Source organism: Mycobacterium sp. RTGN6 (assembly GCF_033804605.1).
Lineage (GTDB): Bacteria > Actinomycetota > Actinomycetes > Mycobacteriales > Mycobacteriaceae > Mycobacterium.
In genome coordinates, this window is the sequence record NZ_JAPZKZ010000008.1 from 342725 (window position 1) to 367751 (window position 25027).

A 25027-nucleotide genomic window follows, 5' to 3' on the forward strand; every position below is an offset into this window, starting at 1 on the left:
CCGGATCGCAAATCCCCGGGCGGCATCGACTACCACCGAAAGATCCTTCGATGACCACACCCCTCCTCGGGCCGTCCGACGCCCCGGTGGTTCAGATGCGGGACGTCACCATCGACTTCCCGGGCGTCAAGGCGCTCGACGGCGTCGACTTCCGCTTGCTGCCAGGCGAAGTCCATGCGCTGTTGGGGGAAAACGGCGCCGGTAAGTCGACGTTGATCAAGGCGCTCACCGGGGTCTACGACATCGACTCAGGCAGCATCACGGTCGACGGCGCCGAGCAGCGGTTCAGCGGCCCGAGGCAGGCGCAGGATGCCGGCATCAGCACGGTGTACCAAGAGGTCAACCTCTGCCCCAATCTGACTGTGGCCGAGAACATTCTGCTGGGTCGCGAGCCCCGCCGCTTTGGGCGCATCGACTACCGGGCGATGAATCGTCGCGCCAAGGAACTACTTGGCGAGCTCGACCTGACCATCGACCCGAGCTCCACTCTTGGCGACCACCCGATCGCCATCCAGCAGCTCGTCGCCATCGCACGCGCAACGGCGATCTCGGCGCGCGTCCTGATACTCGACGAACCGACCTCGAGCCTTGATACCGACGAGGTCGCCGAACTGTTTCGGGTGATGCGCCGCCTCCGCGACGGGGGCGCGGCCATCCTGTTCGTGTCGCACTTCCTCGACCAGGTCTATGCGATCTCCGATCGAATGACGGTGCTACGCAACGGCCGTCTGGTCGGCGAGTATCCGACGGCCACGCTGGACAAGGTAAAGCTGATTGCCGCGATGCTCGGTCACGAGCTCGACCTGCTCGAAGAGATCGCGGACACCGTCGCGAAGAGCGGCCCACACACCGGTGACCCCGTGCTCAGCGCCAAGGGCATCGGCCGCAAACCTGGGGTGCACCCCATGGACATCGACGTTCGCCGCGGGGAGGTCGTTGGACTGGCGGGGCTGCTCGGTTCGGGCCGAACTGAACTGGCGCGACTACTCTTTGGCGCCGACCGTGCGAACAGCGGCCAGCTGGAGGTCAACGGAAGGCCGACCGCGATCCGATCGCCGCGCGCCGCCATTGCCAAGGGATTCGCCTTCTCCTCCGAAGATCGCAAGGCTGAAGGCATCATCGGCGAGCTGAGCGTGCGCGACAACCTGGTGCTGGCCCTGCAGGCTCGCCGCGGTTTCGCCCGCCCGCTGTCGAAGAAGACCAAGGACGACCTGGTCCGCCGTTACATGGAGGCGCTCGACGTCCGGCCCCGCAACCCGGCGGCGCTGGTGAAGAACCTCAGCGGCGGCAACCAGCAGAAGGTGCTGCTGGCGCGCTGGCTCATCACCGAGCCGCAGCTGATCATCCTCGACGAGCCCACGCGGGGTATCGACGTCGGCGCGAAGGCTCAGATTCAGAAACTCGTCGCCGACCTGGCCGCCGACGGGATGGGCGTGGTCTTCATCTCCGCAGAACTCGACGAGGTCTCGCGGATCAGCGACCGGATTGCCGTGCTGCGTGACGGGCACTACATCGCCCAGGTCGGGTCGGACTGCACCGTCAAGGAACTGACGGCCCTCATCGCCGGTGGGACGCAGCCGTGATCAAGAGAATCGGCGCATCGCCACTGCTCTGGCCGGCTCTGGCGCTGGTCGCACTGCTCGCGGTGAATGTCGTTCTCACGCCGACGTTTCTGAGCATCCGGGTGCAGGACGGCCACCTCTTCGGGAGCCTGATCGACATCCTCCGCAACGGCGCTCCCACGATGCTGGTGGCCCTCGGCATGACACTGGTCATCGCCTCGCGGGGTATTGACCTGTCGGTCGGCGCCGTCGTCGCCGTCAGCGGTGCGCTCGCGTGCGCCCACATCGCCGCCTCGGCCGACCCGACCAGCGCGGGCACCGTGATTTCCGCGATGGGAATCGCCCTCGGCGCCGCCGTCGCGCTCGGACTCTGGAACGGAATGCTGGTCTCCGTCTTTGGAATTCAGCCCATCATCGCCACGCTGGTCCTGATGACGGCGGGCCGCGGCATCGCGCTGTTCATCACCGACGGCCAGATCGTCACGACCGCAAGCGCACCGTTCAAGATTCTTGGCGCCGGTTTCGCGTTCGGCCTTCCGGTGGCGATCCTGGTGAGCCTGACGGTGTTCGCGCTGGTGGGTCTGCTGACCCGGCGCACCGCGTTGGGGATGCTGCTGGAATCGGTTGGCATCAACCCGGAAGCCAGCCGGCTGGCCGGAGTGCGTTACCGCACCATCGTCTTCGCCGTGTACGTCTTCAGCGCGCTGTGCGCCGGAATCGCCGGCCTGATGATCGCGTCGAACATCTCGGCGGCCGACGCCAACAACGCGGGACTGTGGATCGAGATGGACGCCATCCTGGCGGTGGTGATCGGGGGCACCTCGCTTCTGGGCGGACGGTTCAGTCTGACCGGAACCATCCTCGGCGCCTTGATCATTCAGACCTTGACCACGACGGTGTACACCGCAGGGATCACGCCGGAGACCACCCTGGTGTTCAAGGCCTTGGTGGTGATCGCGGTGTGTCTGCTGCAGGCGCCCAAGTTCCGCGCGCTGCTGTCGCGCAAGCGGCGCACCCCGACGCCACCCGCGCCAACTTCGGACGCACCCGTGCAGGCCCTGTCGGTACCCGTCCCACCGACCTCGGCGATGGCGACCAAATGAGCACCCCGACCACCACCCGGCCCCGGATCGACGTCGCCGACCTCGCACGGCGCGCGCGGGGCCGCTACCTGTCACCGCTCGCCTCGCTGGTGCTGTTCGTGGTGATGTTCGCCGTGGTCATCGCCCGATACGACTTCGCAAGCCCGACCCAGCTCTTCCTGAACCTGTTGGTGGACAACGCCTATCTGATCGTGCTCGCCGTTGGGATGACGTTCGTGATCCTCACCGGCGGCATCGACCTCAGCGTCGGATCCGTCGTCGCGTTGTCCACCGTCATCGTCGCCACCACCCTTCGGGCCGGCTGGCCCATGCCGCTGGCCGTCCTCACCGTGCTGGTGGTGGGCCCACTGCTCGGTCTGCTGATGGGCCTGGTCATCGAGTACTTCGACGTGCAACCGTTCATCGCCACGCTCGCCGGGATGTTCCTAGCCCGCGGATTGTGTTACGTGATCAGTGTCGACACGCTGCCGATCAAGGATCCGGTGCTGCGCGAACTCGGGTTGAACTACGTGTACCTGTACGAGGACAAGTTCATTCGGTGGACGGTCGTCATCGCACTCGTGGTCGTGCTGGTTGCCGTCTACGTGCTGCACGAGACCCGGTTCGGAAGGACGGTCTACGCCATCGGCGGCAACCGGCAATCGGCACAGTTGATGGGGCTCAACGCGTCTCGGGCACGGGTATCGGTGTACGCGATCAGCGGACTCTGTGCGTCGCTGGCCGGGCTGCTGCTCGCCGTGCAGAAGCTGTCCGGGTACAGCCTCAACGGCATCGGTCTGGAACTCGACGCCATCGCCGCCGCGGTAATCGGAGGCGTACTGCTTTCCGGCGGAGTGGGTTTCGTCCTCGGCTCGGTGATCGGCGTGCTGGTGCTCGGCACCATCCAGACCTTCGTCACGGCGGCAAACCTCGACTCCTACTGGACCCGCATCACGACTGGAATCCTGCTGCTGGTGTTCGTCCTTGTTCAACGCGTCTTGGTGAGGAAGTCCGAATGAACGGTCCCACAGGCCAACCGGTGACACAGAAACCGGTCATGGCCGACGTCGCACGACTGGCGGGCGTGAGCCACCAAACCGTGTCTCGGGTCATCAACGGGTCGCCGAGCATCCGGCCCGAGACGAAGGCGCGGGTCGAGCAGGCCATCGAAGAACTTGGGTACCGACCCAACACCGCGGCCCGCGCGCTGGTCACTAGGCGCTCCGGAATCGTCGGGATCGTCGGCACCAACAGCGGGCTTCACGGGCCGTCGAGCATTCAACGATCCGTGCAGGAGGCCGCCCGTGCGGCCGGCTACTTCTCGAGTCTGGTGCCCCTTGCCGAGGTGACCCGCGAGGAACTCCGCAGCGCCCTTGATCATCTCGCGCGTCAGTCCGTCGAGGCGATCGTCATGATCGCCGCGCAGGAGGAGGCGCTCGCCGTCGTGCACTCCGCGGAAGCGGGAGTGCCGATGATCGTGGTGGAAGGCGACCTGTCGGGGCGCGGGCTCAGTGTCGGCGTCGACCAGATCGACGGCGCGCGCCAGGCCACCCAACACCTAATCGACCTCGGGCATCGCGCCATCTACCACGTAACGGGCCCGCTGACCTACACCGAGGCCAAGGGCCGCCGCACCGGCTACGAGCAGGCCATGCGGGCAGCGGGGCTCGTTCCCCGAGCGGAGTGGGAGGGCGACTGGACCGCTGCCCGCGGCTACCAGCTCGGACGTGAGTTGGCGCGCGAAGGCGGTGCGACTGCGGTATTCGTGGCCAACGACCAGATGGCCATCGGGGTGCTGCACGCGTTCGCCGAGGCGCGTCTGCGGGTGCCGGACGACATCAGCATCGTCGGATTCGACGACATTCCCGAAGCCGGCTATCTGAATCCCGCGCTCACCACGGTGCGCCAGGACTTCAACGCCGTGGGTCAGCGCGCCATCGACATGGTCACCGCGACGTTGAACGGAGCGGCTGTGAGCGTGCCGCTGCTTGCCCCTGAACTGATCATCCGCGACAGCACTGCACCATGCGAGGAGACGCCGTGAGCGGCGAGAAGTACACCGTGGGTGTCGATTTCGGCACCCTCTCTGGACGTGCACTCGTCGTGCGCGTCAGCGATGGCCATGAGCTGTCCAGCGCCGAACACGCCTACGAGCACGCCGTCATCACCGATTCCCTACCCGGCAGCGCGGTCCGGTTGCCCAGCCTATGGGCGTTGCAGGTCCCCGCGGACTACGTCAACGTGCTGCGCACCGCCGTTCCAGAGGCGGTGGCGCGCGCCGGCATCGATCCCGCTGACGTGATCGGCATCGGCACCGACTTCACCGCCTGCACGATGGTTCCAGCGCGCAGCGACGGCACGCCGCTGTGTGAGCTGGAGCAGTACGCCGACCGGCCCCACGCATACGCCAAGTTGTGGCGACACCATTCGCCGCAACCGCAGGCGGACCGCATCAATGCCGTTGCCGCTCAACGCGGTGAGTCGTGGCTGCCCCGCTACGGCGGGTTGATCTCCAGCGAATGGGAGTTCGCGAAGGCGCTGGAAATCCTGCAGGAGGACCCGCAGGTGTACCAGGCGATCGACCGCTGGGTCGAAGCGGCCGACTGGATCGTGTGGCAACTGTCGGGCACCTACGTCCGCAATGCGTGCAGCGCGGGCTACAAGGGCATCCGCCAGGACGACCAGAATCCGTCGCGGGAGTTCCTCGCCGCGGTCCATCCAGACTTCGCCGACTTCGTCACTGAGAAGCTGGATCAGCCGCTGGGCCAACTCGGCGACCGCGCCGGTTCGCTCACCGCGCAGGCCGCCGAATGGACCGGACTCCCAGCGGGAATCGCCGTCGCCGTCGGCAACGTCGACGCCCACGTCACCGTGGCCGCGGCCGACGCCCTGGATTCGGGACAGCTGGTCGCGATCATGGGCACCTCGACCTGCCACGTGATGAATTCCGACGTGTTGCGCGCCGTTCCCGGAATGTGCGGCGTGGTGGACGGCGGCATCCTCGGCGGCAGCTGGGGATATGAAGCAGGCCAGTCCGGCGTTGGCGACATCTTCGCCTGGTTCGTCGACAACTGCGTCCCGGAGCGCTACCAGGTCGAGGCCCGCCAGCGCGGCATGTCGTTGCACGAGTACCTCACCGAGCTCGCGGGCACCCAGCACGTCGGCGAACACGGCCTGCTCGCCCTGGACTGGCACAGCGGAAACCGTTCGGTGCTCGTCGATCACGAACTCTCCGGTGTCATCGTCGGGCAGACGTTGGCGACCACCTGCGTCGACCAGTACCGGGCGCTGCTGGAGGCCACGGCGTTCGGTACCCGGATGATCGTGGAGACGTTCATCAACAGCGGAGTTCCCGTCACCGAGCTGGTGGTGGCCGGCGGGCTGCTGAAGAACCACCTGCTGATGCAGATCTACGCCGACGCCGTCGGGCTGCCACTTTCGACCGTGCCCTCGACGCAGGCACCTGCCCTCGGCTCCGCGATCCACGCCGCCACCGCCGCAGGGGCGTTCAGTGACGTCCGCGCTGCCGCCAAGCAGATGGGCAGACGAACCCGGCACGCCTACCACCCGATTCCCGAGAACGTCGCCGCCTATGACCGGCTCTACCGCGAGTACGTGGAGCTGTACGACTGGTTTGGCCGCGACAACAAGATGATGCGTCGACTCCGCAACATCGGGTCACGTGAACCGCTAGGAGCATTGCCATGACGATCACGTCGGAGACCGACAAGGTCATCGCCAGGCTGCGGCAGGAGGTCTGCGACTTGCACGCCCAGCTGACCCACTACCAATTGGTCATCTGGACGGCGGGCAATGTCTCGGCCCGCGTGCCCGATCGCGACCTCATGGTGATCAAACCATCGGGGGCGCAGTATGACTCGTTGACTGCCGACGACATGGTGGTGTGCGACCTGTACGGCAACCTCGTCGATGGTCACCTCACTCCGTCGTCGGACACCGCCGCCCACGCGTACGTGTATCGACACATGCCCGAAGTGGGTGGCGTCGTGCACACTCACTCCACCTACGCCACCGCGTGGGCCGCGCGTGGTGAGCCGATACCGTGCGTGCTCACGATGGCCGCCGACGAGTTCGGCGGCGACGTCCCGGTGGGGCCGTTCGCCCTCATCGGCGACGACTCCATCGGCCGCGGCATCGTCGAAACGTTGCGGGACAGCCGATCACCCGCGGTGCTGATGCGCAACCACGGACCGTTCACCATCGGCCCCACCGCGCACGCCGCGGTCAAGGCGGCGGTGATGGTCGAGGACGTGGCGCGCACCGTGCACATCAGCCGTCAACTCGGTTCGACGCCGCCGATCGACCCGTCCGACGTCGCGGCACTCTTCGACCGCTACCAAAACGTGTATGGCCAAGCCGCCCAACACTCCAACGCGTGTGAGGAGAATCAACGATGATCGCGTCCCGACTCGTCACCAGCCAGGTATGGCTGGTCACGGGCAGCCAGTCCATGTACGGACAGGAGATCCTCGACCAGGTCGCCGATCAGTCCCGCCAGCTCGCCGAGCAGCTCGACGCCAGCACGGAAGTCCCCGTCGAGGTGCGCTGGCTGCCCGTCGTCACCAGCTCCGACGAGATCGCGCGGGTGCTGGCCGAGGCGAACGCCCGATCCGAGTGCATCGGGGTGATCGCGTGGATGCATACGTTCTCGCCGGCCAAGATGTGGATCCGCGGGCTCAAGTCGCTGCGCAAGCCGCTGCTGCACTTCCACACTCAGTTCGCGGTCGAATTGCCCTGGCACAGTATCGACATGGACTTCATGAACCTCAACCAGGCCGCCCACGGCGACCGCGAGTTCGGCTACATCCAGTCGCGGTTGTCGACGTCCCGCAAGACCGTCGCCGGCCACGTCAGCGACCCGAACACGCGTCGCCGAGTCGGCTCGTGGGCACGCGCAGCGCTCGGCAACGCAGAGCTTTCGACGATGAAGGTGGCGAGGTTCGGTGACAACATGCGTGGGGTCGCCGTCACCGAAGGCGACAAAGTAGAGGCAGAAGCTCACTTCGGCGCATCGATCGACACCTACGGCGTCAACGATCTGGTGGACCTCGTGCAACGGGTACAGCCCGCTGACATCGACAAGTTGGTCCGCGAGTACGAGAGCGCCTACGAGATCGCCCCCGAGCTACGACCCGGCGGTGACCGGCACGCATCGTTGCGGCACGGCGCTCAGATCGAGCTCGGGCTGCGGAAATTCCTCCAGGACGGTGGATTCCACGCGTTCACGACGAACTTCGAGGACCTCGGCGGATTGCGTCAGCTACCGGGGCTCGCCGTGCAGAGGTTGATGGCCGACGGATACGGGTTCGGCGGAGAGGGCGACTGGAAGACCGCGCTCATGCTGCGCACGGTGAAGGTGATGGCCGAAGGCCTGCCGGGTGGTACCTCGTTCATGGAGGACTACACCTACGACCTGACGCCAGGCCTCGAGCGCATCCTCGGCGCCCACATGCTCGAGGTCTGCCCGAGCATCGCCGCCGGTGTCCCGACCCTTGAAGTCCATCCACTGGCCATCGGTGGCCGCGAAGACCCGGTGCGGCTTCGCTTCACCGCGGCGCCCGCGGACGCGGTGATCATAGGCATATGCGACATGGGTGCACGATTCCGCCTGGTGGCCAACGAGGTTCGGGTGGTCGAACCGACGGCGGCGCTGCCGAACCTTCCCGTCGCCTGCGCCGTGTGGGAGCCGCTGCCGTCCTGGTCCACCTCGGCCGAGGCGTGGTTGATCGCCGGCGCGCCGCACCATACGGTGCTGACCACGGCCGTCGGCACGGAGACCATCGACGACTTCGCCGCGATGACCGACACCGAACTGCTCATCATCGACGCAGACACGACGATGCGCCGCTTCCAGCACGAGGTGAAGTGGAACGACGTGTACCACCACGTCGCGGCCGGATTGTGACCCCATGATCGCCGCCCGACTCCACGGCGTGGGCGATCTGCGCGTCGCTGCGGAACCCGACCCCGGCCCGCCACCGCCGGGTTGGTCGCTGCTCGCCGTCACGTCGGTGGGGATCTGCGGCTCGGACCTGCACTGGTTCACCGACGGCGGGATCGGCGAGAACCGGATCGACACCCCAGTGGTGCCGGGACACGAATTCGCTGCCGTGGCCGTGACCGGTCCGCACGCCGGCCGACGCGTCGCCGTCGATCCGGCCATCGCCTGCGAGACCTGCGAGTTCTGCAAGTCTGGCCACCAGAACCTCTGCGCAGAAGTCCGTTTCGCGGGCCACGGGACCTTGGATGGGGCGCTGCGAGAGCACCTGGTGTGGCCCGACCACCTGCTGCACCCACTTCCGGATGGGCTCAGCGACGATGCCGGCGCCCTGCTCGAACCGCTTGGCGTTGCGATCCACGCGGTCGGGCTGAGTCACCTGCGCCCCGGAGCCGACGCGCTCGTGGTGGGCACAGGTCCCATCGGCGTGCTCGCGGTGCAAGTGGCACGCGAGTCCGGTGCCGGGCGAGTGTTCGCCGTCGAACCCCTAACGCACCGCAGGGCCACCGCTTTGCGCAGCGGAGCCGATGCCGTGTGGGCGCCGGAGGAGGCCGTCGATGCGATCATCGATGCGACCGGTGGTCGCGGTGTGGACGTCGCGATCGAGCTGGCCGGTACCGATGGCGCGATCGATTGCACGGTTGCCGCCACCCGGCCGGGTGGCCGCGTAGCACTCGGAGGCATCCCGTCGCAGGACAGGTCGTCGTTCGTCGCGTCGACGGCCCGCCGAAAGGGGTTGACCTTCACGATGGTCCGGCGAATGAACGACACCTACCCGCGCGCCATCGCGCTCGCCTCCAGCACGATCGACCTCGACGCGCTCGTCACCGACCGCCACCCACTCGACGACGCCGCCAAGGCCTTCGCCGCGGCCGCCGAGCGGCAGGGGGACAAGGTCGTCGTTGCCATCCGCGACGGTCGGGCGCCGCTCGGCGGCTGACATCCGCGGTTCTGACGTCGTCGATTCGAACCTCAAGGTAGAGTCGCGGACCGTACAACTGTAGTCTTTACCGTATTGCGATCGATAGGCTGGACGGAACAGCTACGGGCCCGTTGTACGGGATGGAGATGTCGGATGACCGCGCCGGAGTTGGTTCAACCAGTTGATCCGCCGAGTGGCGCGCGGCGGGTGGCGGACATCGTGGACGTCGACCTCACCGACTCCGTCGGCTTTTCGGAGGGCGTGCCCTATGACGCCTTCGACGCGCTGCTCGCGGCCGGCGGCATCGCATGGCACGCAGAGGCTCCCATCGACAGCTCGGTCGAGCACGGCGGCATCATCCAGTACGCCGACAGCCCGGGATTCTGGGCGGTGACGAGTCACCAACTGGTCGACGAGGTGTCGCGCAACCCGTCCCGGTTCTCGTCCGGGGTCGGCTCGACACTGTTGGAGACCGTCTCCCCGGAGACCCTGCCCCTGTTGCAAGCCTCGATGATCAACATGGACGCACCTGCACACCTCCGGCTGAGGCGCATCCTGTCGCCGATCCTCACGCCACGCGCCGTACGGAAACTCTTCGAATCGGTCGAAATGAACGCCCGTGAGATCGCCAGCGCGGCCGTCGACGACGAGCTCTGTGAACTCGTCACCAGCGTCTCGGCCGAACTGCCCCTGAGGGTTCTGGCCGACCTGTTTGGAATGCCGCACGAGGACCGCCACCTGCTGTTCAAGTGGAGTGACGCCGCCCTCGCCACCGAGAAGGCGACCGACGCCGACGTGGTGTCAGCGGGCCTGGACGCCTACGTCGAGTCGCTGGCCTATGCGCAGCGGATGGCCGAGGAGCGCCGCACTCGGCCGCTCGACGACATCGTGAGCATGATCGCCAACGCGGAGGTTGACGGGGACCGCCTGAGCGACTCCGAATTCGCCATGTTCTGGATGTTGCTCGTCGTCGCAGGCAACGAAACGACTCGGAATGCCGTGTCCGGGGCGGTGATCAGCCTTGTCGAGCATGACCAGTGGAGTTGGCTTGCCGCACATCCGGAACACCTGCCGACGGCCGTCGAGGAGCTGCTTCGCTACGTGTCACCGGTCCTGCACTTCCGCCGAACGGCGACCGAAGACACGGTCCTTGGCGATCAGTACGTCAGAGCCGGCGACAAGGTCGTCGTCTGGTTCAATGCCGCCAACCGGGACCCGGCCGTCTTCACCGAGCCCCACCAACTCAACCTGCTGCGCGAACCCAACCCCCACTTGGCATTCGGGGTTGGCCCGCATTTTTGTCTTGGCGCCCATCTTGCTCGCCTCGAACTCACCCACATGCTCGCCGAATTGCTCGACCACGCCCCAAATCTGCGGCTCGCCGGAACTCCGACCCGGTCACCGTCGAACTTCATCAACGGCATCAGTGCCCTCCCGGTGGCGTTTCGGTGATATCGCGAGCCGACTCCGACAAGAAGGAAAGTGCCGAGGCAGATGACTACTGACCAACGTCGAATCGTGGTGGTCGGCGCCGGATCGGGAATCGGGGCGGCGACCGCCAGGTTCTTTCACGAGCGCGGCGACTATGTACTGGGCGTCGACGTCCGCCCTCGACACGATGCGGCATCGGACTGGATCCAGTGCGACCTGCGCGAGCCCCTTGAGATCAAGGCCCTTCTCGCACAGCTGAGTTCAGGATGGGACGTCCTCGCGCACGTCGCCGGCGTGCCAGGAACGTTGCCGGCCCCCGACGTCTTCAAGATCAACTATCTGGGCATGCGACTCATGATCGACGGGATGATTCCGTTGATGCGGCGCGGCGGTTCGGTCGTCGTGGTGGCTTCGACCGCCGCCGTCGGTTGGGAACAGAACACCGCCGAGTTGTCGGGCTTGCTCGAGGCCACCGACACGGCATCGGTTGACCGTTGGCAAGCCGACCGCGATCCAACGATGGCCTATTACACGTCCAAGCAGGCGGTCGTGTCGTACGTCAAGCGGGCCTGCGGATCGGCGTGGTCCACCTACGGTGTCCGCGTCAACTCCGTCAGCCCCGGTCCCGTCGAAACACCGATTCTGGTGGATTTCGAATCACACATGGGCAAGGAGATGCTCGACGGGGTGCGCGACACCATCGGACGGCACGGGACCGTCGACGACATCGTGCCCGTGATTGCGTTTCTCGGCTCGGCCGAGGCCCAGTGGGTGAACGGCCAGGACATTCAGGTCGACGGCGGATTCACCGTGTCGTTGTTCAACCAGCCGCCGATTCCTGTCAGCGCCAATGGCTGACGGCACGGTCGACGTCGAGGTGGCCGATCGCGTCGCCATCATCACCATCAACCGGCCCACGAAACGCAATGCGTTGAATGTCGCACTGTTGCGGGAGCTGACCACAACCGTCGACAGGGTCGACGCCGACGACGACGTCGACGTGTTGATCCTCACCGGGGCCGACCCGGCCTTCTGCGCGGGCCTTGATCTACAGGAGGTGGGCGCCTCCGGTGGAGCCGTCGTCGCCGGGGGCGAGACTGATTCGTCGTCGCCGTGGCCCGCGTTGACCAAGCCAATCATCGGTGCCATCAACGGGGCGGCCATCACCGCCGGTTTCGAACTTGCCTTGCACTGCGACTTCCTCGTCGCCAGCGAGCAGGCCCGCTTCGCCGACACCCACCTGGCCGTCGGCGTCATGCCGGGCGGCGGGCTATCCGCCCTGCTGCCGCGACGCATCGGTTTTCCGCGTGCGGTCGAGCTCAGTCTCACCGGCCGTTTCGTCGGCGCCACAGAAGCACTCGAGCTCGGCCTGGTGAACCACGTTGTCCAGCATGCGGATCTCCTCGCGACAACGCGGGGCATCGCGCGCGACATCGCGGCGAAGGATCAGCGTGCGGTGCGCGCGTTGCTCGCCAGCTTCCATCGCATCGCGGGCGCCGACGGTGACGAATCAGCCCTCACCATCGAGCGTGAGACCGCGCGAACGTGGCTTCGATCGTTCGACCACACCGAGGTCGAGAACCGCCGGGAAGCGATCCTGACTCACAATCGCCGACAGTAACGCGGCGCGTTTCACACGGCGGTGGGCTGGCCGGCGAGCGGCTCGTAGACGAAGAAGTTCCTGGCCGCGAAGTCGAGCAGCCCGTTGAGCACGTAGCCGATCAGTGACACCTGCGCCGAGGGGAAGGGCAGCGCGACGGCGGTGGCGGTCCCAGTGCTGGTATCGATCTGGATGGTCTCCCCCGGCGCACCGTAGATTCCGTCGTCGGTTCCGGCGAACATGTCGTTGACCCAGCCCACGGCAAGCGTGCGGACGGCCTCGATGTTCTGAGGTTGCGAGAACCCCGCGATGAGGTACTCGCTGAACTGGATCAGAGGATTGCCGCCCTGTAGCGCGTCGATGTGCCGACCGCCCACGAGCATCACCCCGTTGAAGAGCCCGGGCCGGGCCGCCTCCAACTCGTCGCTCACCTTGCCGTTCATGTTCCAGAAGTAGCGCTCGGACGAAATGTTCAGCACCGGACGGTAGTTGACGCCGGTCAGCTTCTCGAGCGCGCTCGGCACTGCGCCGTTGAGATCGACGGCATCGAGCAGCAGCACACCGGCGAGGTCCGTGATCGCTCCGTTCTCGACCATGTAGCCGGCCGCACCCGAGACGAGGGTTCCGCCGAGCGAGTGCCCGGCCAGCACGAAGCTGGTCGGCAAGGTGACGTCGTATCCGGCGGCGGCACTGGCGCTTTCGGTCAGCGCCGCGCGGTCTCCGGTGAACAGCTCGGCGACCGCGCGCTGCATGGGCGTTCCGCCAAGCCACGCGCCGTCGGCGTCGAAGAAGTTGGACGTGATCGACGGAGCCACCACGATGCTGTGGGTCTGCTCGGCCAACGTTGCCGCGGTGTAGCTGTACATCGGGGCGCTGGCTCCCAGGCCGTGCTGCAAGTAGATGAGCCGGGTCGGTTCGGCGTCGGTTGGGAAGTACCAGTCCGCTTCCACCGATCGGCCGCCTGCGACGGGAATCGTCAGGGTGGACGTGCGCACGGTGACCGTGCTGCCCGCCGGCAGCACCGGAGGGCCATCGAAGACCTGGATCAACCCCATCACCAGGTTCAAGACGATCGAACCAACCACGTCGACCAGCGTCGGCGCGCGCGGGGCTGCCACCTCTTCGTCGAGCGTCACGGTCGAGCGCACCGCGACGGCCGCGGCCGCCTCCGTGGCCGCACCGGACTCCGGCTGCGAAGCAGCGGCGGTCGAATCGGTTTCGGCAGCGACGCGGGATTCGCTCGACACGGCTGCGGTACTCGACGCGGCCGCCTGCTCGGATTCCTCCGAGTGCGCCGTGGAGGTGTCGGACGGCGTGGTGGCAGCCGGCTTCGCCGCGCTCTCCGTTTCGGGCTTCGTTGAATTGTGGTCTTCCGTATGCGGTTTGGTGGCCTTCGATTCGTGGCCGGTGGTCGGCTCGGCGTCAGTCTCGGCGTCAGTCTCGGCCGGAACTGTTGGTTCGGATGACGGTTCGGCCGTCGGTTCGGCCGTCGGCTTCACGCCGCCTGTGTCGACGTCACTAGGGCTGTCGGCAGGCGTGCTGTCGTGCTCTGTCGGCTTCGTGGCGTCCGAGGATCCAGCGCCGTCCGTCTTCGACTCCGTCGACGTGGCACCGGTTTTCGTCGTCTTGGGCTCGTCGGCGACCGCGGGGCTCTTGGGTGTCGATGCTGATGACTCGCTGCTGGTGCTGCCGGCGCTGCCGGTTTCGGAAGCGGGCTCGGCGGTCGCATTCGCGGCCCCGGTAAGTGCTGCCGCGCCGATCGCCACCATCACCACGGCCATCCACAGAACAGCCATCAATCGATTGACCACACGGACCTCCTCAGCGTCGACGGTTACGTTAGAGGCCCACCAACGGTCTCCGAGGTTAATTGAACAAATTGAGCGAAATGTCATATATTGCGTAGGTCTACGACAGGACGCACCGAGTGAATGTCGCACCCCCCACCCGCCCTCGCGGCCGACCCGTCGGCGGCGGCATCTCGGCTGAACAGGCCAAGGACGCCTTCCTGGATGCGGCCGAGCAGTCGTTGGCGTCGCGCGGCTACCGCGCCTCGACCATGGACGTGATCGCGCGAGACGCGGGCTACTCTCGGGGGAGCATCTACCGCCACTTTCCGACCCGCGAGCGCCTCGTCGAAGCGCTCGTCCAGCGCGCGACGCAGCGCAATATCGCGCGGATCGTCGAGCGACAGCCGCCAGGCACCGACCCCATGAGCGCCCTGGTCGACAGCATGGTGATCGTGGCCACCGAACTCGTCGACGACCCGTTGATCAGGAACATCTCGGATCAAACCGACGAGCGCACGGTCGCGCACATGCTTGCCCACGACGCAGCGTTGACTCAGCTGGTTGAGGTGGGGATCGAAGCCATGTTCGCCCAGGACGGCGGAGCGCGATTCAGGCCCGGTGTCCGCCCAAAGGATGTGGCGCAGTTCCTCATTGGCACGTCGATGAGCATGCTGCTCGGCGTCATACCAGGGACTGAGGACCCCGCGATCGCGCGTCGCTACATCGAAGTGTTCGTGCTCCCGGCGCTCGTCGCCGACCCTCCCCCACCACGGGCCGTTTTCACCGAGAGTTCGTGAGCCTCGCGGCGTGGGCGAGCAGCCCGGCGTAACCCGCGCCGAGCAGCCGAGGCATCGCTGCGGCGACGCGCCCGTCCGGCCCGATGAGGATTCTGGCTCGGTTCTTCTCGACTCCCCGGAGGATGACCCGGGCGGCCTTCTCGGGCGAGGTCAGTGCCGCACGGTCGAAGAGTTTCGCCGCCTGTTCGGGGTCCTCTGCATCGGCGGTGCGCATGTTCGTGCCGAAGTTGGTACGTACGACACCTGGGTGCACGCAGTGCACGGTGACGGGACGACGTTCCATGATCATCTCCTGGCGCAGCGCCTCGGTGAGGCCGCGCACCGCGAACTTCGACGTGCTGTAGGCGCCCTGGTAGGGCACCGCGATAAGCCCGAAGGCACTCGACAGGTTGACCAACCGCGCGGGGTGCTTCCGGGAGCCGGACTCGATGAGCTGTGGCAGGAAGGCCTTGGTGCCGTTGACGACGCCGCCGATGTTGATGCCGATGAGCCAGTCGAAGTCCTTCCATGACATGTCGGCCACGCTGGCGAGCAGATCGACCCCGGCATTGTTGAACACCATGGAGGCGGGCCCAAGGTCGCGGCGCACGACGTCGGCGGATACGAGCACGGCTTCGCGGTCGGCGACGTCGAGCTGGTACGTCGTCATGTGGCCGGGAACGCAGATCGCTCGTGTTTCAGCGAGCCCCGTCTGCGAGATGTCGAAGGCTGCGACGTGTGCGCCGTCCCGGGTCAGCGAGCGTCAAAGCACGGCCGATGCCGGATCCGGCGCCCGTGACGACGGCAACACGGTCCTGGTAGGTCATGGCGCCGTCCGGTCCACTGACTGTGCCCCGACGATGGCGCGGATCCGGAGGCGCCGCTGGATGTCGGTGTTGTGCGATTGCGTGCTGGACTCAACGACTTTCGGGTGCCCTCGCTGTTCACCGATGCTGTCGGAGCCGTAGTACTGGCCGTTGTGCACGTCGGGAGCGGTGGCCGCGCGCAGTGTCGGCAGCGCACCCGTGCCGCGGTTCTGGGTCACCCCCACGCCAGCTGGGTGGGCCACCGAATCGGGCCCGGCAGATTACGGGTGAGCCCGGACTTTGCGCTCGGTTGGTCGCACCCTGCCCCGATTACACGATCGACAGGTGTCTGAGACACGCACGGACTTCCTCGCCAAGGTTGTGCTGGCCATCCTTTCGGGACCAACGTTGGCCGGCAACCCGGACGGCGGCCAGGAACGCAGCGGAGATGACCGCGGGTTGGGCATCATCGGGGTCGACGCGCAGCCGCGCCGCAATCAATTCAGTGAATTGCGTCTCCAGCTCGACAAACACTGCGAACTGCAGCTTCGCCAGGGCGGGAACGCTCAACACGATCTGAATCGCGGCCTCGAAATCTGAGGGTGGCGCTCCACCTTCCGCCAGTTGACTGACGGCCAAGTCGGCGAGATCGGCCAGCAGGTCGTGCGGGCCACCGCCGGCGAGGAAATCCTGCATTGCCACTGCAGACAAGGGCGGCGGCGAGGCAATCATCGCGGACTCCTTGTTGGCGAAGTAGTTGAAGAACGTGCGCACGGAGACACCGGCACGCTCGCTGATCAGGTCGACCGTGACGGCGTCATAGCCGCGATCCTGGACGAGTTCCAGTGCGACCCGGCGAATGTGATCATGCGTCTCCCGCTTGCGCCGCTCGCGAAGCGGTGAGGGACGGCTACTAGCGGACATGGCGTTGACCCTACATTCGACCAATACTGCATTCACTGCATATCTTGCATCTACTGCACTTTGTACTAGGGTGGACCGGGTGGCGACGAGCGGCACGAAGAAGATCCAACCAAGAAGGCAAACAGGGAAGAAGGAATCAATGACCGCACCACAACAGGACATGTGGGAATCGGCATATCGCGGCGGAGCTCCCGGCTTCACTGGGATACGCGTGCCATGGAGCCTCGGCGAGCCGCAGCCGGAGATCGCCGCTCTGATTGAACAGGGCAAGTTCCACGGCGACATCCTCGACGCCGGCTGCGGGGAAGCCGCCGTGTCGCTGTACCTGGCCGAACGCGGACATACCACCGTCGGACTCGACATTTCGCCAACGGGAATCGAACTGGCTCGTGCGGAAGCCACGAAATGTGGTCTGACCAACGCCACCTTCGAGGTCGCCGACATCAGCTCATTCACCGGCTACAACGGCCGCTTCGGCACAATCGTGGACAGCACGCTGTTCCACTCATTGCCCGTGGAGCTTCGTGAGGGCTACCAGCAGTCAATCGCACGGGCCGCGGCACCAGGCGCGTCGTACTTCGTGCTCACCTTCGACTCCACGAACATGCCCGCCGACATCCCCATCAATCCCGTCACCGCCGAGGAACTGCGTGCCGCGGTCGGAAAGTACTGGGAGATCGACGAACTCCGCCCGGCCCGCATCCACGTCAACGTCCCGGAAGAGATCGCCACGGCGGCCGGTTTCGCCGGGGCAGACATCCGTGACGAAGGCAACGGCCGCAAGTCCGTCCCCGCATGGCTGCTATCGGCCCAGCTCCGCTGACGTCCCATCCAAGCCGGCTAAGCGGTCAGCGAACGGGGAACGGGCGGAGTCGGAGCCGACCTCCGGCCCGCCAATCCGAGGAACCTCAAGCAATTCCCGATGAGAGAGGTCGTTGGGCAAATGGTGCCTCGGCAATGAGTGTTCTGAGGCGGACGTGGCTTCCGCTCATCATCGTGGTCGTAGTCGTCGTCGGCGGGTTGACCGTCGTGCGCATCCGCACCTTCTTCGGGTCGGCGGACGCGTATGCCTCCCCCAGTGCGCCGGCTGAGGAGAGCAAACCGTTCGATCCGAAGGTGGTCAGGTACGAGATCTTCGGCAGGGGTTCTTACGCGAACATCAACTATCTGGACCTCGACGCCCAGCCGCAGCGCCTGGATAATGCGCCGCTGCCATGGTCCCTGACGTTGAACAGCACCGTGCCATCGGTGTTTCCGAACATCGTGGCCCAGGGTGACGGCGACAGCATCACGTGCCGCATAACCGTTGACGACGAAGTCAAAGACGAACGCACTTCCACCGGCGTCACCGCCCAGACCTTTTGTTTGGTGAAATCCGCATGAGCGCAGCGATGAACGACGCACCGACCGACACCATCCCCGCTGTCGGGCCGCCGGTCAACAGCGGTCTGGCGGTGTGGATCCGCCGGCTGGCGATACCGATAATCCTTGGCTGGATCGCGGTCATCGCTGTCGTGAACATCGTTGTCCCCCAATTGGAAACGGTGGGGCAGATGCGTTCAGTCTCGATGACTCCCGACGATGCACCGTCGATGGTCGCGATGAAGCGCGTCGGCAAGACGTTCGAGGAGTTCGACTCCAACAGCTCGGCCATGATCGTGCTCGAGAGTGATCACGCTTTGGATGATGCGGCACACCAGTACTACGACCAGATCGTGGACAAGCTCGAACAGGACAAGAAGCACGTCGAGCATGTGCAGGACTTCTGGGGTGACCCGCTCACCGCGACCGGCGCCCAAAGCGCCGATGGGAGAGCCGCTTACGTCCAGGTGTATTCCGCCGGCAACCAAGGCGAAGCGCTGGCCAACGAATCAATAGAAGCGATTCAACACATTGTCGCAAGCGTCCAGGCACCGCCCGGACTGAAGACCTACGTGACCGGTCCGGCGGCCATGATGGCGGATCAGCAGAATGCCGGCGACCGCAGCATGCAGCTGATCGAGTTACTGACCTTCTCGGTGATCATCCTCATGCTGCTCTGGGTCTATAGGTCCATCGCGACAGTGCTGTTGACGCTAGTGATGGTGGCGCTCGAACTCGCCGCGGCCCGCGGTGTGGTGGCGTTTCTGGGCTTCCACGACATCATCGGGTTATCGACATACGCAACCACGTTGCTGGTGACGCTCGCGATAGCCGCCGCAACGGACTATGCCATCTTCCTGACCGGCCGCTATCAAGAGGCCCGTAGCGCCGGCGAGGACCGAGAAGCTGCGTACTTCACCATGTTCCGTGGTACTGCCCGCGTCATCCTCGGCTCAGGTCTGACCATCGCCGGAGCGACCTTCTGCCTGCATTTCACCAATCTGCCGTACTTCAAGACTCTCGGCATTCCGCTTGCCGTCGGCATGATGGTCGTCGTACTCGTTGCACTGACGCTGGGTCCTGCAATGATCACGGTGGCTAGCCGGTTCGGAAGGGTGCTGGAGCCGAGGCGCGCAATGCGGGTGCGGGGTTGGCGCAAGGTTGGCGCTGCGGTCGTGCGCTGGCCGGGGCCCATTCTGGTCGCCACCATCGCGCTGGCGTTAATCGGGCTGCTCACGCTGCCCGGGTACCGGACCAACTACAACGACCGCAATTACATGCCGACCGATCTGCCGGCCAACTCGGGCTATGCGGCCGCCGACCGACACTTCTCCCAGGCCAGGATGAACCCCGAATTGTTGATGATCGAAAGCGACCACGATCTAAGGAATTCGGCCGACTTCCTGGTCATCGACAAGGTGGCCAAGTCGATCTTCAGGATGCCCGGTATCGGCCGGGTTCAGGCCATCACCCGACCGCAGGGCACGCCCATCGAGCACACCTCGATCCCATTCCAGATCAGCATGCAGGGCACCACCCAGAAGATGAACGAGAAGTACAACGAAGACCTGATGGCCAACATGCTGAAACAGGCCAACGACATGCAGGCGACCATCGATTCCTTGGAGAAGATGTCGAGCGTCACCACGCAGATGGCCGCCACGATGCACAGCATGGTCGGCAGGATGAAGGACATGACCGTCGACATCGCCGAATTGCGTGACAACATAGCTAATTTCGATGATTTCTTCCGGCCGATCCGCAACTACTTCTACTGGGAGCCGCACTGTTTCGACATCCCCGTATGCTCGTCGATCCGCGCGGTATTCGACACCCTCGACGGCATTGACACCATGACCGACGACATCCAGTCTCTGATGCCCGACATGGAACGCCTGGATACGTTGATGCCACAAATGGTCGCCATCATGCCTTCGATGATCTCGACCATGAAGAACATGAAAACGATGATGCTGACGATGTATGCCACCCAAAAGGGCTTGCAGGATCAGCAGACGGCCGCATCGGACAACTCCGCCGCGATGGGTCAGGCCTTCGACGCATCCAAGAACGACGATTCGTTCTATCTGCCGCCGGAAACGTTCAACAACCCCGATTTCAAGCGGGGCATGAAGATGTTCCTCTCGCCCGACGGTCATGCGGTCAGATTCATCATCAGTCATGAGGCCGACCCGATGACCCCAGAGGGCATCTCTCACATCGAGGCCATCAAAGAAACGGCGAAGCAAGCGATCAAGGGGACCCCGCTGGAGGGTTCGAAAATCTACCTCGGCGGCACCGCCGCAATGTTCAAGGACATGCAGGAGGGTGCCAACTACGACTTGCTGATCGCCGGAATCGCCTCGCTGTGCCTGATTTTCATCATCATGCTGATCATCACCCGCAGCGTCGTCGCGGCCGCCGTGATCGTTGGCACCGTCGTGTTGTCCCTAGGTGCATCGTTCGGGCTGTCCGTGCTGATCTGGCAACACTTGATCGGGATCGAGCTGCACTGGATGGTGTTGGCGATGTCGGTCATCATCTTGTTGGCCGTCGGCTCCGACTACAACCTGCTGCTGGTCTCGCGGTTCAAGGAAGAGATCCACGCAGGACTGAACACGGGCATCATCCGCTCGATGGGCGGAACCGGTTCGGTGGTGACCTCGGCCGGCCTGGTGTTCGCGTTCACGATGATGTCAATGGCCGTGAGTGAATTGACTGTCGTCGGTCAGGTCGGCACGACCATCGGCCTCGGTTTGTTGTTCGACACGCTGATCATCAGATCGTTCATGACACCGGCGATCGCGGCGCTGCTAGGAAAGTGGTTCTGGTGGCCACAGCATGTCCGCAGCCGACCCGTGCCAGTGCCTTGGCCGACGCCCGTCCAACGCCACCCACAGGAGGCGCTGTTCTGATGAGTCGATGCTGGATCAGCGATCCGAAGACTCGGCCAGCGGTGGGCTTATCCCGTCGATGAACTGGTTGGCTGTTCGAACACCCGACCAGCGGTCCAATTCTGCTGAGAGATCCAGGCTTTCAACGACCGCAGCATTCTCGTAGGCGCCCCAATGCTCACGGGGCAGCAGCCACATGATCTCGAACTCGTTGTCGTCGGGATCCCGGCCGTACAGACTCTTCACGGCCCCGTGGCTGGACTCGCCAGTCAGTACGCCGGCATCGAGCATTGTTTGGCGGAATTCGACCAGCTCGTCGATCGTGTCGAGCTGCCAGCCCAGGTGGAGCAGGCCAAGCGAGGGACGCGACGCCAGCGCGGACCTCGGTAAGCCGAACAGGCCGAGGTCGTGGTGCTGCCCCGAGCGAGGCAGGCGCAGAAAGGCATGTCTCCCCCGTGGATCACGGGTGACGGGCTCCATGCCCAGCACCTCGACGTAGAAGCGCGTCGACCGATCAACGTCCGCGACTACCAACACGGCGTGGTTCAGGCGGACGGGTGACACAACCATCGGCGGGTGCCTCCTCCACTCAAGAACTGGACTACAAATAGATAGTTGTAGCTACAATCATCTACCGTACCTCGCTACAGTTGTAGCTGCAACTACTGATGAAGGGCACGGCGTGGGCACTCAATGGTTGGACGAGGACGAACTCGTCGCTTGGGTGCGTCTTGCTTCAGTGATGGAACTGCTGCCCGGCGTGCTCGACAGTCAACTACGCCGCGACGCCGAACTGATGCACTACGAATACTTCGTTCTGGCCATGTTGTCGGAGGCTCCGCAACGGACGCTGCGGATGACGGCTTTGGCGGCCAGGACCAACGCGACCCCAGCTCGCTTGTCCCACGTCGTGCGCCGACTCGAGGATCGAGACTTCATCGAGCGGTTCCCTTGCCCCCACGATGCGCGGGTGACAAATGCCCGCCTGACTGGTGCCGGGTTTGACAAGGTGCGCAACGCGGCACCGGGGCACGTCGCCACGGTCCGTCGGACCGTCATCGATGCTCTGACCACAAAGCAGGTGCACCACCTTGCCGAGATCGGTGAAGCCATCTTGGGCCGGCTGGATCCGGAAGGCACGATGTCGACCGCGCCCTACCTGGCCGACCGAGCGGCCCGGGTCGGGAGCAAATCCCGTAGGTGAAAACCACGCCCGACCTCAAACTCCCACGCTCCCAGCGTAATCCGGCTCTCGACCTCGTTAGTCTTGGGCGTGCGCGGCACCGAGAAGCGCACGCAGCCCGGCAGGCGAGCTGCCGCCGGGGGCGCGTTGGTTGCGGGCGTAATCCGTGACCAGACGCTGCAACAGGTCGTTGAGGGGAGTCGGCACACCATTGAGCCGGCCGAGGAGGGCAATCTCACCGTTGAGGTAGTCGGTCTCCACCGAACCCGTTCCGCGGACCAGGCTTTGCCGGGTTGAGCCACCGGCGCGGGGAGCACCTGCGATGGTCTGGATTTCCATCCGGTCGCCTTGCAGAGCGCGCCGTTCGTCGTCGGTGTTGTAGGCGATGCCGGCAGCTGCCAGCGCGGCTTTCCCCTCGGCCTCGCACTCCTGCCATAGCTCAGCCGTGGTTTTCGGGGATTTCGCCGCTTCATCGCCTAGCAGCGCGTCCAGCGCGTTGCCCAGGTTCTTCAGCAGCTTGCCGTACTTCCACCGCATCACGTCATCGACCACCGGCGCGTCGAAGACGCTTCGGGACAGGTCCGCGCCGATCTGTTCGACCACCGGGTCGACGCCGTGCGGATAGCGACCCACTATCAGGATCCCGCTCAAGGGCGCGCCATTCGTGATCACCACACCCGGCTCCAAATGCGTTGCAGGCAGCCAAACGCACAGGCCGTAGACCGTACGGAACAGCCGCTGAACCATGCGCTCATTGTCGACCCCGTTCTGCGCACAGACGATCGGAATCCTGTCACCGGCCACCCCGCCGCCGGCGACGGGCATCGCGGCCCACTCCCGGGCCGCACCCGCGGTGTCTTGCGACTTCACCGCGAGTATCAGGACGTCATCAGGTCCTAGCTCCCCGATGGCGGCTGGACCCTCCACAGTCGGGATCGCCTGCGCAAAGGTGCCCGAGGCGGTGATCAAGCGCAAGCCGTTACGCTGCAACGCCGCGAGGTGCGCTCCGCGAGCGACCAGCACGACGTCGTGGCCGCTTTGGGCAAGTCGCCCACCTATCGTGCCGCCGACGGCTCCCGCTCCGATGACGATGTAACGCACTGAAACACTCTCTACTAGGAAGTGTTGAACTCAACCCCCTTGAGGCCAACTCGTCTTTGGGCTTGCAACGCCCGCGGGCGCCAAGCTAGGCCTGTTTGAGCGCTTCGATCGACAGGGTGATGGTGACCTTGTCACCGACCACAGTACCGCCGGTTTCCAGTGGCATGTCGATGTCGATCCCGAAGTCCTTGCGGTTCAACATAACCGATGCTTCGAAACCAGCGACCTCACCGTGGCCCATGCCAGGATTGACGCCGTTGAACTCGAGGCCGAGGCTGATGGGCTTGGTCACCCCCTTGAGCGTGAACTCGCCATCGACGACGTAGTGGTCGCCATCCCTTGTGACGCCGGTCGAGGCGAACGTGGCCGCGGGGTGCTTGTCGACGTCGAAGAAGTCGGCCGACTTGATGTGCGCATCGCGTTGCTCGTTGCCAGTGTGGAGTGAGTCGACCGCGATTTCGGCCCTGACCGACGAGGTGCCGCCATCGGCGACGACGATCTCGCCGCTAAACGTCTCGAAGCTGCCACGCACCTTGCTCACCATCAAGTGCCGCACCGAAAAGCCGATCGACGAGTGCACGGGATCGATCGCCCAGGTGCCCGCGCTCAGCTCAGTGGTTCCGGTCGCTGCAGTCATGTGGATTTCCTCCTAGTTGATAGTTCGCCCAAACGTGTTCGGGGCCGCTAATCGAAGTTGTTCTTCCTACCTTCGCGTACGTAGTCGACGGTCGACTTGATGTGTCCCTCCCCGTGGATCGACTTCTTCTTCGCCACGTGTCCGAACATCTGAATTCCGAAGCCGCCGTCGAGGTCGTTGACGATCCGCTGCTTCCAGGGTCGCCGCACGATCTGGGTGGTGAGCCGGCGCGTGGTTCGCGGCTGCGTCATGATGTGGTCGGCGACGGTGTAGGCCCGGGCGATCAGCTCGTCGCGGGGCACGACTTCGTTGACCATGCCCCACTCGAGCGCCTTCTCGGCCGTGATCGCTTCTCCGGTCAGCAACGCGTAGGCGGCCCGCTTCACCCCGAGCAGTTCTTGGAAGGCGTTGTGGATGCCGTCGGCCGGCACGGACCCGATGTCGTAGTGCAGGTCGAAGATCGTGGCGTTCTCGGCGGCCAGCGTCACGTCGCACATGAGCACGATCTCGGAGTGGAAGCCCGGCCCGTTCATCAGGCCGATCGTTGGAATCTCCAGGTCGTTGATCAGCGAGCTGACGTTGATCCGACCGTCCTTGTAGGCGTATTCGTAGGCCCAGTACTCCATGTCGGCGTCTTCGAGGGCGAAGCCTTCAGGGTCAGACTTCATCATGAAGTCCTCACCGGATCCGGTGAGGATGAGGATCTCGTTCTGCGGGTCCGCACCGACGGTTTTGAGCATCTGGCCGAGGGAGCGGTGGTTCTGCACACTCAGCTGAATCGGGCCGTCCAACGTGTGTGCCTCTACCAGGAGGACACCGTCCTCACGGCGCGTCATGCGGTAGAAGTCCTTGAACCGCTCGCTGTAGTCCTCGAACTTGGGCGGCGCTATGAATTCCTGCAGTGACATCGTTCGGTCCTCTCCAAAGGTCGGGTTTCG

22 protein-coding genes and 2 pseudogenes are annotated in these 25027 nt (G+C 65.0%); 16 read left to right on the forward strand and 8 right to left on the reverse strand.

What is annotated here, in order from left to right:
* Positions 1-50 precede the first annotated feature (50 nt).
* The 11 genes from SLQ33_RS21300 to SLQ33_RS21350 all read left to right on the forward strand — a co-directional run bounded on the left by SLQ33_RS21300 (position 51) and on the right by SLQ33_RS21350 (position 12637).
* A complete protein-coding gene (locus tag SLQ33_RS21300; RefSeq protein WP_319455857.1) occupies positions 51-1583 on the forward strand; it encodes a sugar ABC transporter ATP-binding protein in 1533 nt (510 codons plus the stop codon).
* Positions 1580-2665 carry an ABC transporter permease gene (locus tag SLQ33_RS21305; RefSeq protein WP_319455858.1) on the forward strand — a complete coding sequence of 362 codons (1086 nt, stop codon included), beginning with the start codon at positions 1580-1582 and terminating at the stop codon, positions 2663-2665. The genes SLQ33_RS21300 and SLQ33_RS21305 overlap by 4 nt, the downstream gene beginning before the upstream one ends.
* On the forward strand, positions 2662-3663 hold the full coding sequence (locus SLQ33_RS21310; protein WP_319455859.1) for an ABC transporter permease subunit: 1002 nt from the start codon (positions 2662-2664) through the stop codon (positions 3661-3663). Before SLQ33_RS21305 ends, SLQ33_RS21310 begins: the two co-directional genes overlap by 4 nt.
* On the forward strand, positions 3660-4688 hold the full coding sequence (locus SLQ33_RS21315; protein ID WP_319455860.1) for a LacI family DNA-binding transcriptional regulator: 1029 nt from the start codon (positions 3660-3662) through the stop codon (positions 4686-4688). The genes SLQ33_RS21310 and SLQ33_RS21315 overlap by 4 nt, the downstream gene beginning before the upstream one ends.
* A complete protein-coding gene (gene araB, locus SLQ33_RS21320) occupies positions 4670-6352 on the forward strand; it encodes a ribulokinase (protein ID WP_413467672.1) in 1683 nt (560 codons plus the stop codon). The genes SLQ33_RS21315 and araB overlap by 19 nt, the downstream gene beginning before the upstream one ends.
* A complete protein-coding gene (locus tag SLQ33_RS21325) occupies positions 6349-7062 on the forward strand; it encodes an L-ribulose-5-phosphate 4-epimerase (protein WP_319455862.1) in 714 nt (237 codons plus the stop codon). The genes araB and SLQ33_RS21325 overlap by 4 nt, the downstream gene beginning before the upstream one ends.
* A complete protein-coding gene (gene araA, locus SLQ33_RS21330; protein ID WP_319455863.1) occupies positions 7059-8570 on the forward strand; it encodes an L-arabinose isomerase in 1512 nt (503 codons plus the stop codon). The genes SLQ33_RS21325 and araA overlap by 4 nt, the downstream gene beginning before the upstream one ends.
* 4 nt (positions 8571-8574) lie before the next feature.
* A complete protein-coding gene (locus SLQ33_RS21335) occupies positions 8575-9603 on the forward strand; it encodes a zinc-dependent alcohol dehydrogenase (protein WP_319455864.1) in 1029 nt (342 codons plus the stop codon).
* Positions 9604-9738: 135 nt separating this feature from the next.
* Positions 9739-11037: a cytochrome P450 gene (locus tag SLQ33_RS21340; protein ID WP_319455865.1), complete on the forward strand. Its 1299-nt coding sequence runs from the start codon at positions 9739-9741 to the stop codon at positions 11035-11037.
* Between the two features lie 42 nt (positions 11038-11079).
* A complete protein-coding gene (locus SLQ33_RS21345) occupies positions 11080-11874 on the forward strand; it encodes an SDR family oxidoreductase (RefSeq protein WP_319455866.1) in 795 nt (264 codons plus the stop codon).
* Positions 11867-12637 (forward strand): enoyl-CoA hydratase, encoded by a 771-nt coding sequence (locus SLQ33_RS21350; RefSeq protein ID WP_319455867.1) that lies wholly within the window; start codon positions 11867-11869, stop codon positions 12635-12637. The genes SLQ33_RS21345 and SLQ33_RS21350 overlap by 8 nt, the downstream gene beginning before the upstream one ends.
* An 11-nt stretch (positions 12638-12648) precedes the next feature.
* On the opposite strand, the gene SLQ33_RS21355 is transcribed toward SLQ33_RS21350, so the two are convergent.
* The gene (locus SLQ33_RS21355) at positions 12649-14412 is read right to left on the reverse strand and encodes an alpha/beta hydrolase (protein WP_319455868.1); all 1764 of its coding nucleotides are present in this window, start codon (positions 14410-14412) and stop codon (positions 12649-12651) included.
* 131 nt (positions 14413-14543) lie between these two features.
* On the opposite strand from SLQ33_RS21355, the gene SLQ33_RS21360 reads away from it, so the two are divergent.
* On the forward strand, positions 14544-15203 hold the full coding sequence (locus tag SLQ33_RS21360; protein WP_319455869.1) for a TetR/AcrR family transcriptional regulator: 660 nt from the start codon (positions 14544-14546) through the stop codon (positions 15201-15203).
* Here SLQ33_RS21360 and SLQ33_RS21365 read toward each other — a convergent pair.
* The 3 genes and pseudogenes from SLQ33_RS21365 to SLQ33_RS21375 all read right to left on the reverse strand — a co-directional run bounded on the left by SLQ33_RS21365 (position 15187) and on the right by SLQ33_RS21375 (position 17008).
* Positions 15187-16009 (reverse strand): annotated as a pseudogene (locus SLQ33_RS21365) (SDR family NAD(P)-dependent oxidoreductase). The gene SLQ33_RS21360 and the pseudogene SLQ33_RS21365 sit on opposite strands and share 17 nt — an antisense overlap.
* Positions 16006-16224: pseudogene (locus tag SLQ33_RS21370) on the reverse strand (hypothetical protein); the annotation flags it as partial. The pseudogenes SLQ33_RS21370 and SLQ33_RS21365, both read right to left, overlap by 4 nt.
* Before the next feature lie 94 nt (positions 16225-16318).
* Positions 16319-17008 (reverse strand): TetR/AcrR family transcriptional regulator, encoded by a 690-nt coding sequence (locus tag SLQ33_RS21375; RefSeq protein ID WP_319455870.1) that lies wholly within the window; start codon positions 17006-17008, stop codon positions 16319-16321.
* 43 nt (positions 17009-17051) lie between these two features.
* Here SLQ33_RS21375 and SLQ33_RS21380 point away from each other — a divergent pair, with 43 nt between their 5' ends.
* The 3 genes from SLQ33_RS21380 to SLQ33_RS21390 all read left to right on the forward strand — a co-directional run bounded on the left by SLQ33_RS21380 (position 17052) and on the right by SLQ33_RS21390 (position 21189).
* On the forward strand, positions 17052-17735 hold the full coding sequence (locus SLQ33_RS21380; protein ID WP_319455871.1) for a class I SAM-dependent methyltransferase: 684 nt from the start codon (positions 17052-17054) through the stop codon (positions 17733-17735).
* 134 nt (positions 17736-17869) lie between these two features.
* Positions 17870-18295 (forward strand): MmpS family transport accessory protein, encoded by a 426-nt coding sequence (locus tag SLQ33_RS21385; protein WP_319455872.1) that lies wholly within the window; start codon positions 17870-17872, stop codon positions 18293-18295.
* Positions 18292-21189, forward strand: coding sequence for an MMPL family transporter (locus tag SLQ33_RS21390; RefSeq protein ID WP_319455873.1), 2898 nt, complete (start codon positions 18292-18294; stop codon positions 21187-21189). The genes SLQ33_RS21385 and SLQ33_RS21390 overlap by 4 nt, the downstream gene beginning before the upstream one ends.
* A gap of 15 nt (positions 21190-21204) precedes the next feature.
* Here the strand turns inward: SLQ33_RS21390 and SLQ33_RS21395 are convergent, their stop codons facing one another.
* On the reverse strand, positions 21205-21738 hold the full coding sequence (locus SLQ33_RS21395) for a VOC family protein (protein WP_319455874.1): 534 nt from the start codon (positions 21736-21738) through the stop codon (positions 21205-21207).
* A gap of 112 nt (positions 21739-21850) precedes the next feature.
* On the opposite strand from SLQ33_RS21395, the gene SLQ33_RS21400 reads away from it, so the two are divergent.
* The gene (locus tag SLQ33_RS21400) at positions 21851-22372 is read left to right on the forward strand and encodes a MarR family winged helix-turn-helix transcriptional regulator (protein ID WP_319455875.1); all 522 of its coding nucleotides are present in this window, start codon (positions 21851-21853) and stop codon (positions 22370-22372) included.
* 57 nt (positions 22373-22429) lie between these two features.
* On the opposite strand, the gene SLQ33_RS21405 is transcribed toward SLQ33_RS21400, so the two are convergent.
* The 3 genes from SLQ33_RS21405 to SLQ33_RS21415 form a co-directional block, all read right to left on the reverse strand.
* Positions 22430-23452: a ketopantoate reductase family protein gene (locus SLQ33_RS21405; protein WP_319455876.1), complete on the reverse strand. Its 1023-nt coding sequence runs from the start codon at positions 23450-23452 to the stop codon at positions 22430-22432.
* A gap of 85 nt (positions 23453-23537) precedes the next feature.
* Positions 23538-24089: a YceI family protein gene (locus tag SLQ33_RS21410; RefSeq protein ID WP_319455877.1), complete on the reverse strand. Its 552-nt coding sequence runs from the start codon at positions 24087-24089 to the stop codon at positions 23538-23540.
* Positions 24090-24136: 47 nt separating this feature from the next.
* The gene (locus SLQ33_RS21415; RefSeq protein WP_319455878.1) at positions 24137-24997 is read right to left on the reverse strand and encodes an enoyl-CoA hydratase/isomerase family protein; all 861 of its coding nucleotides are present in this window, start codon (positions 24995-24997) and stop codon (positions 24137-24139) included.
* Positions 24998-25027: the final 30 nt, after the last annotated feature.

Bases quoted from the DNA above. Each gene is read 5' to 3' on its own strand.
- SLQ33_RS21300 (WP_319455857.1), top strand. From the start codon at position 51: ATGACCACACCCCTCCTCGGGCCGTCCGACGCCCCGGTGGTTCAGATG.
- SLQ33_RS21310 (WP_319455859.1), top strand. From the start codon at position 2,662: ATGAGCACCCCGACCACCACCCGGCCCCGGATCGACGTCGCCGACCTC.
- SLQ33_RS21315 (WP_319455860.1), top strand. From the start codon at position 3,660: ATGAACGGTCCCACAGGCCAACCGGTGACACAGAAACCGGTCATGGCC.
- araB (WP_413467672.1), top strand. From the start codon at position 4,670: ATGCGAGGAGACGCCGTGAGCGGCGAGAAGTACACCGTGGGTGTCGAT.
- SLQ33_RS21325 (WP_319455862.1), top strand. From the start codon at position 6,349: ATGACGATCACGTCGGAGACCGACAAGGTCATCGCCAGGCTGCGGCAG.
- araA (WP_319455863.1), top strand. From the start codon at position 7,059: ATGATCGCGTCCCGACTCGTCACCAGCCAGGTATGGCTGGTCACGGGC.
- SLQ33_RS21335 (WP_319455864.1), top strand. From the start codon at position 8,575: ATGATCGCCGCCCGACTCCACGGCGTGGGCGATCTGCGCGTCGCTGCG.
- SLQ33_RS21340 (WP_319455865.1), top strand. From the start codon at position 9,739: ATGACCGCGCCGGAGTTGGTTCAACCAGTTGATCCGCCGAGTGGCGCG.
- SLQ33_RS21345 (WP_319455866.1), top strand. From the start codon at position 11,080: ATGACTACTGACCAACGTCGAATCGTGGTGGTCGGCGCCGGATCGGGA.
- SLQ33_RS21350 (WP_319455867.1), top strand. From the start codon at position 11,867: ATGGCTGACGGCACGGTCGACGTCGAGGTGGCCGATCGCGTCGCCATC.
- SLQ33_RS21355 (WP_319455868.1), bottom strand. From the start codon at position 14,412: ATGGCTGTTCTGTGGATGGCCGTGGTGATGGTGGCGATCGGCGCGGCA.
- SLQ33_RS21380 (WP_319455871.1), top strand. From the start codon at position 17,052: ATGACCGCACCACAACAGGACATGTGGGAATCGGCATATCGCGGCGGA.
- SLQ33_RS21385 (WP_319455872.1), top strand. From the start codon at position 17,870: ATGAGTGTTCTGAGGCGGACGTGGCTTCCGCTCATCATCGTGGTCGTA.
- SLQ33_RS21390 (WP_319455873.1), top strand. From the start codon at position 18,292: ATGAGCGCAGCGATGAACGACGCACCGACCGACACCATCCCCGCTGTC.
- SLQ33_RS21395 (WP_319455874.1), bottom strand. From the start codon at position 21,738: ATGGTTGTGTCACCCGTCCGCCTGAACCACGCCGTGTTGGTAGTCGCG.
- SLQ33_RS21410 (WP_319455877.1), bottom strand. From the start codon at position 24,089: ATGACTGCAGCGACCGGAACCACTGAGCTGAGCGCGGGCACCTGGGCG.
- SLQ33_RS21415 (WP_319455878.1), bottom strand. From the start codon at position 24,997: ATGTCACTGCAGGAATTCATAGCGCCGCCCAAGTTCGAGGACTACAGC.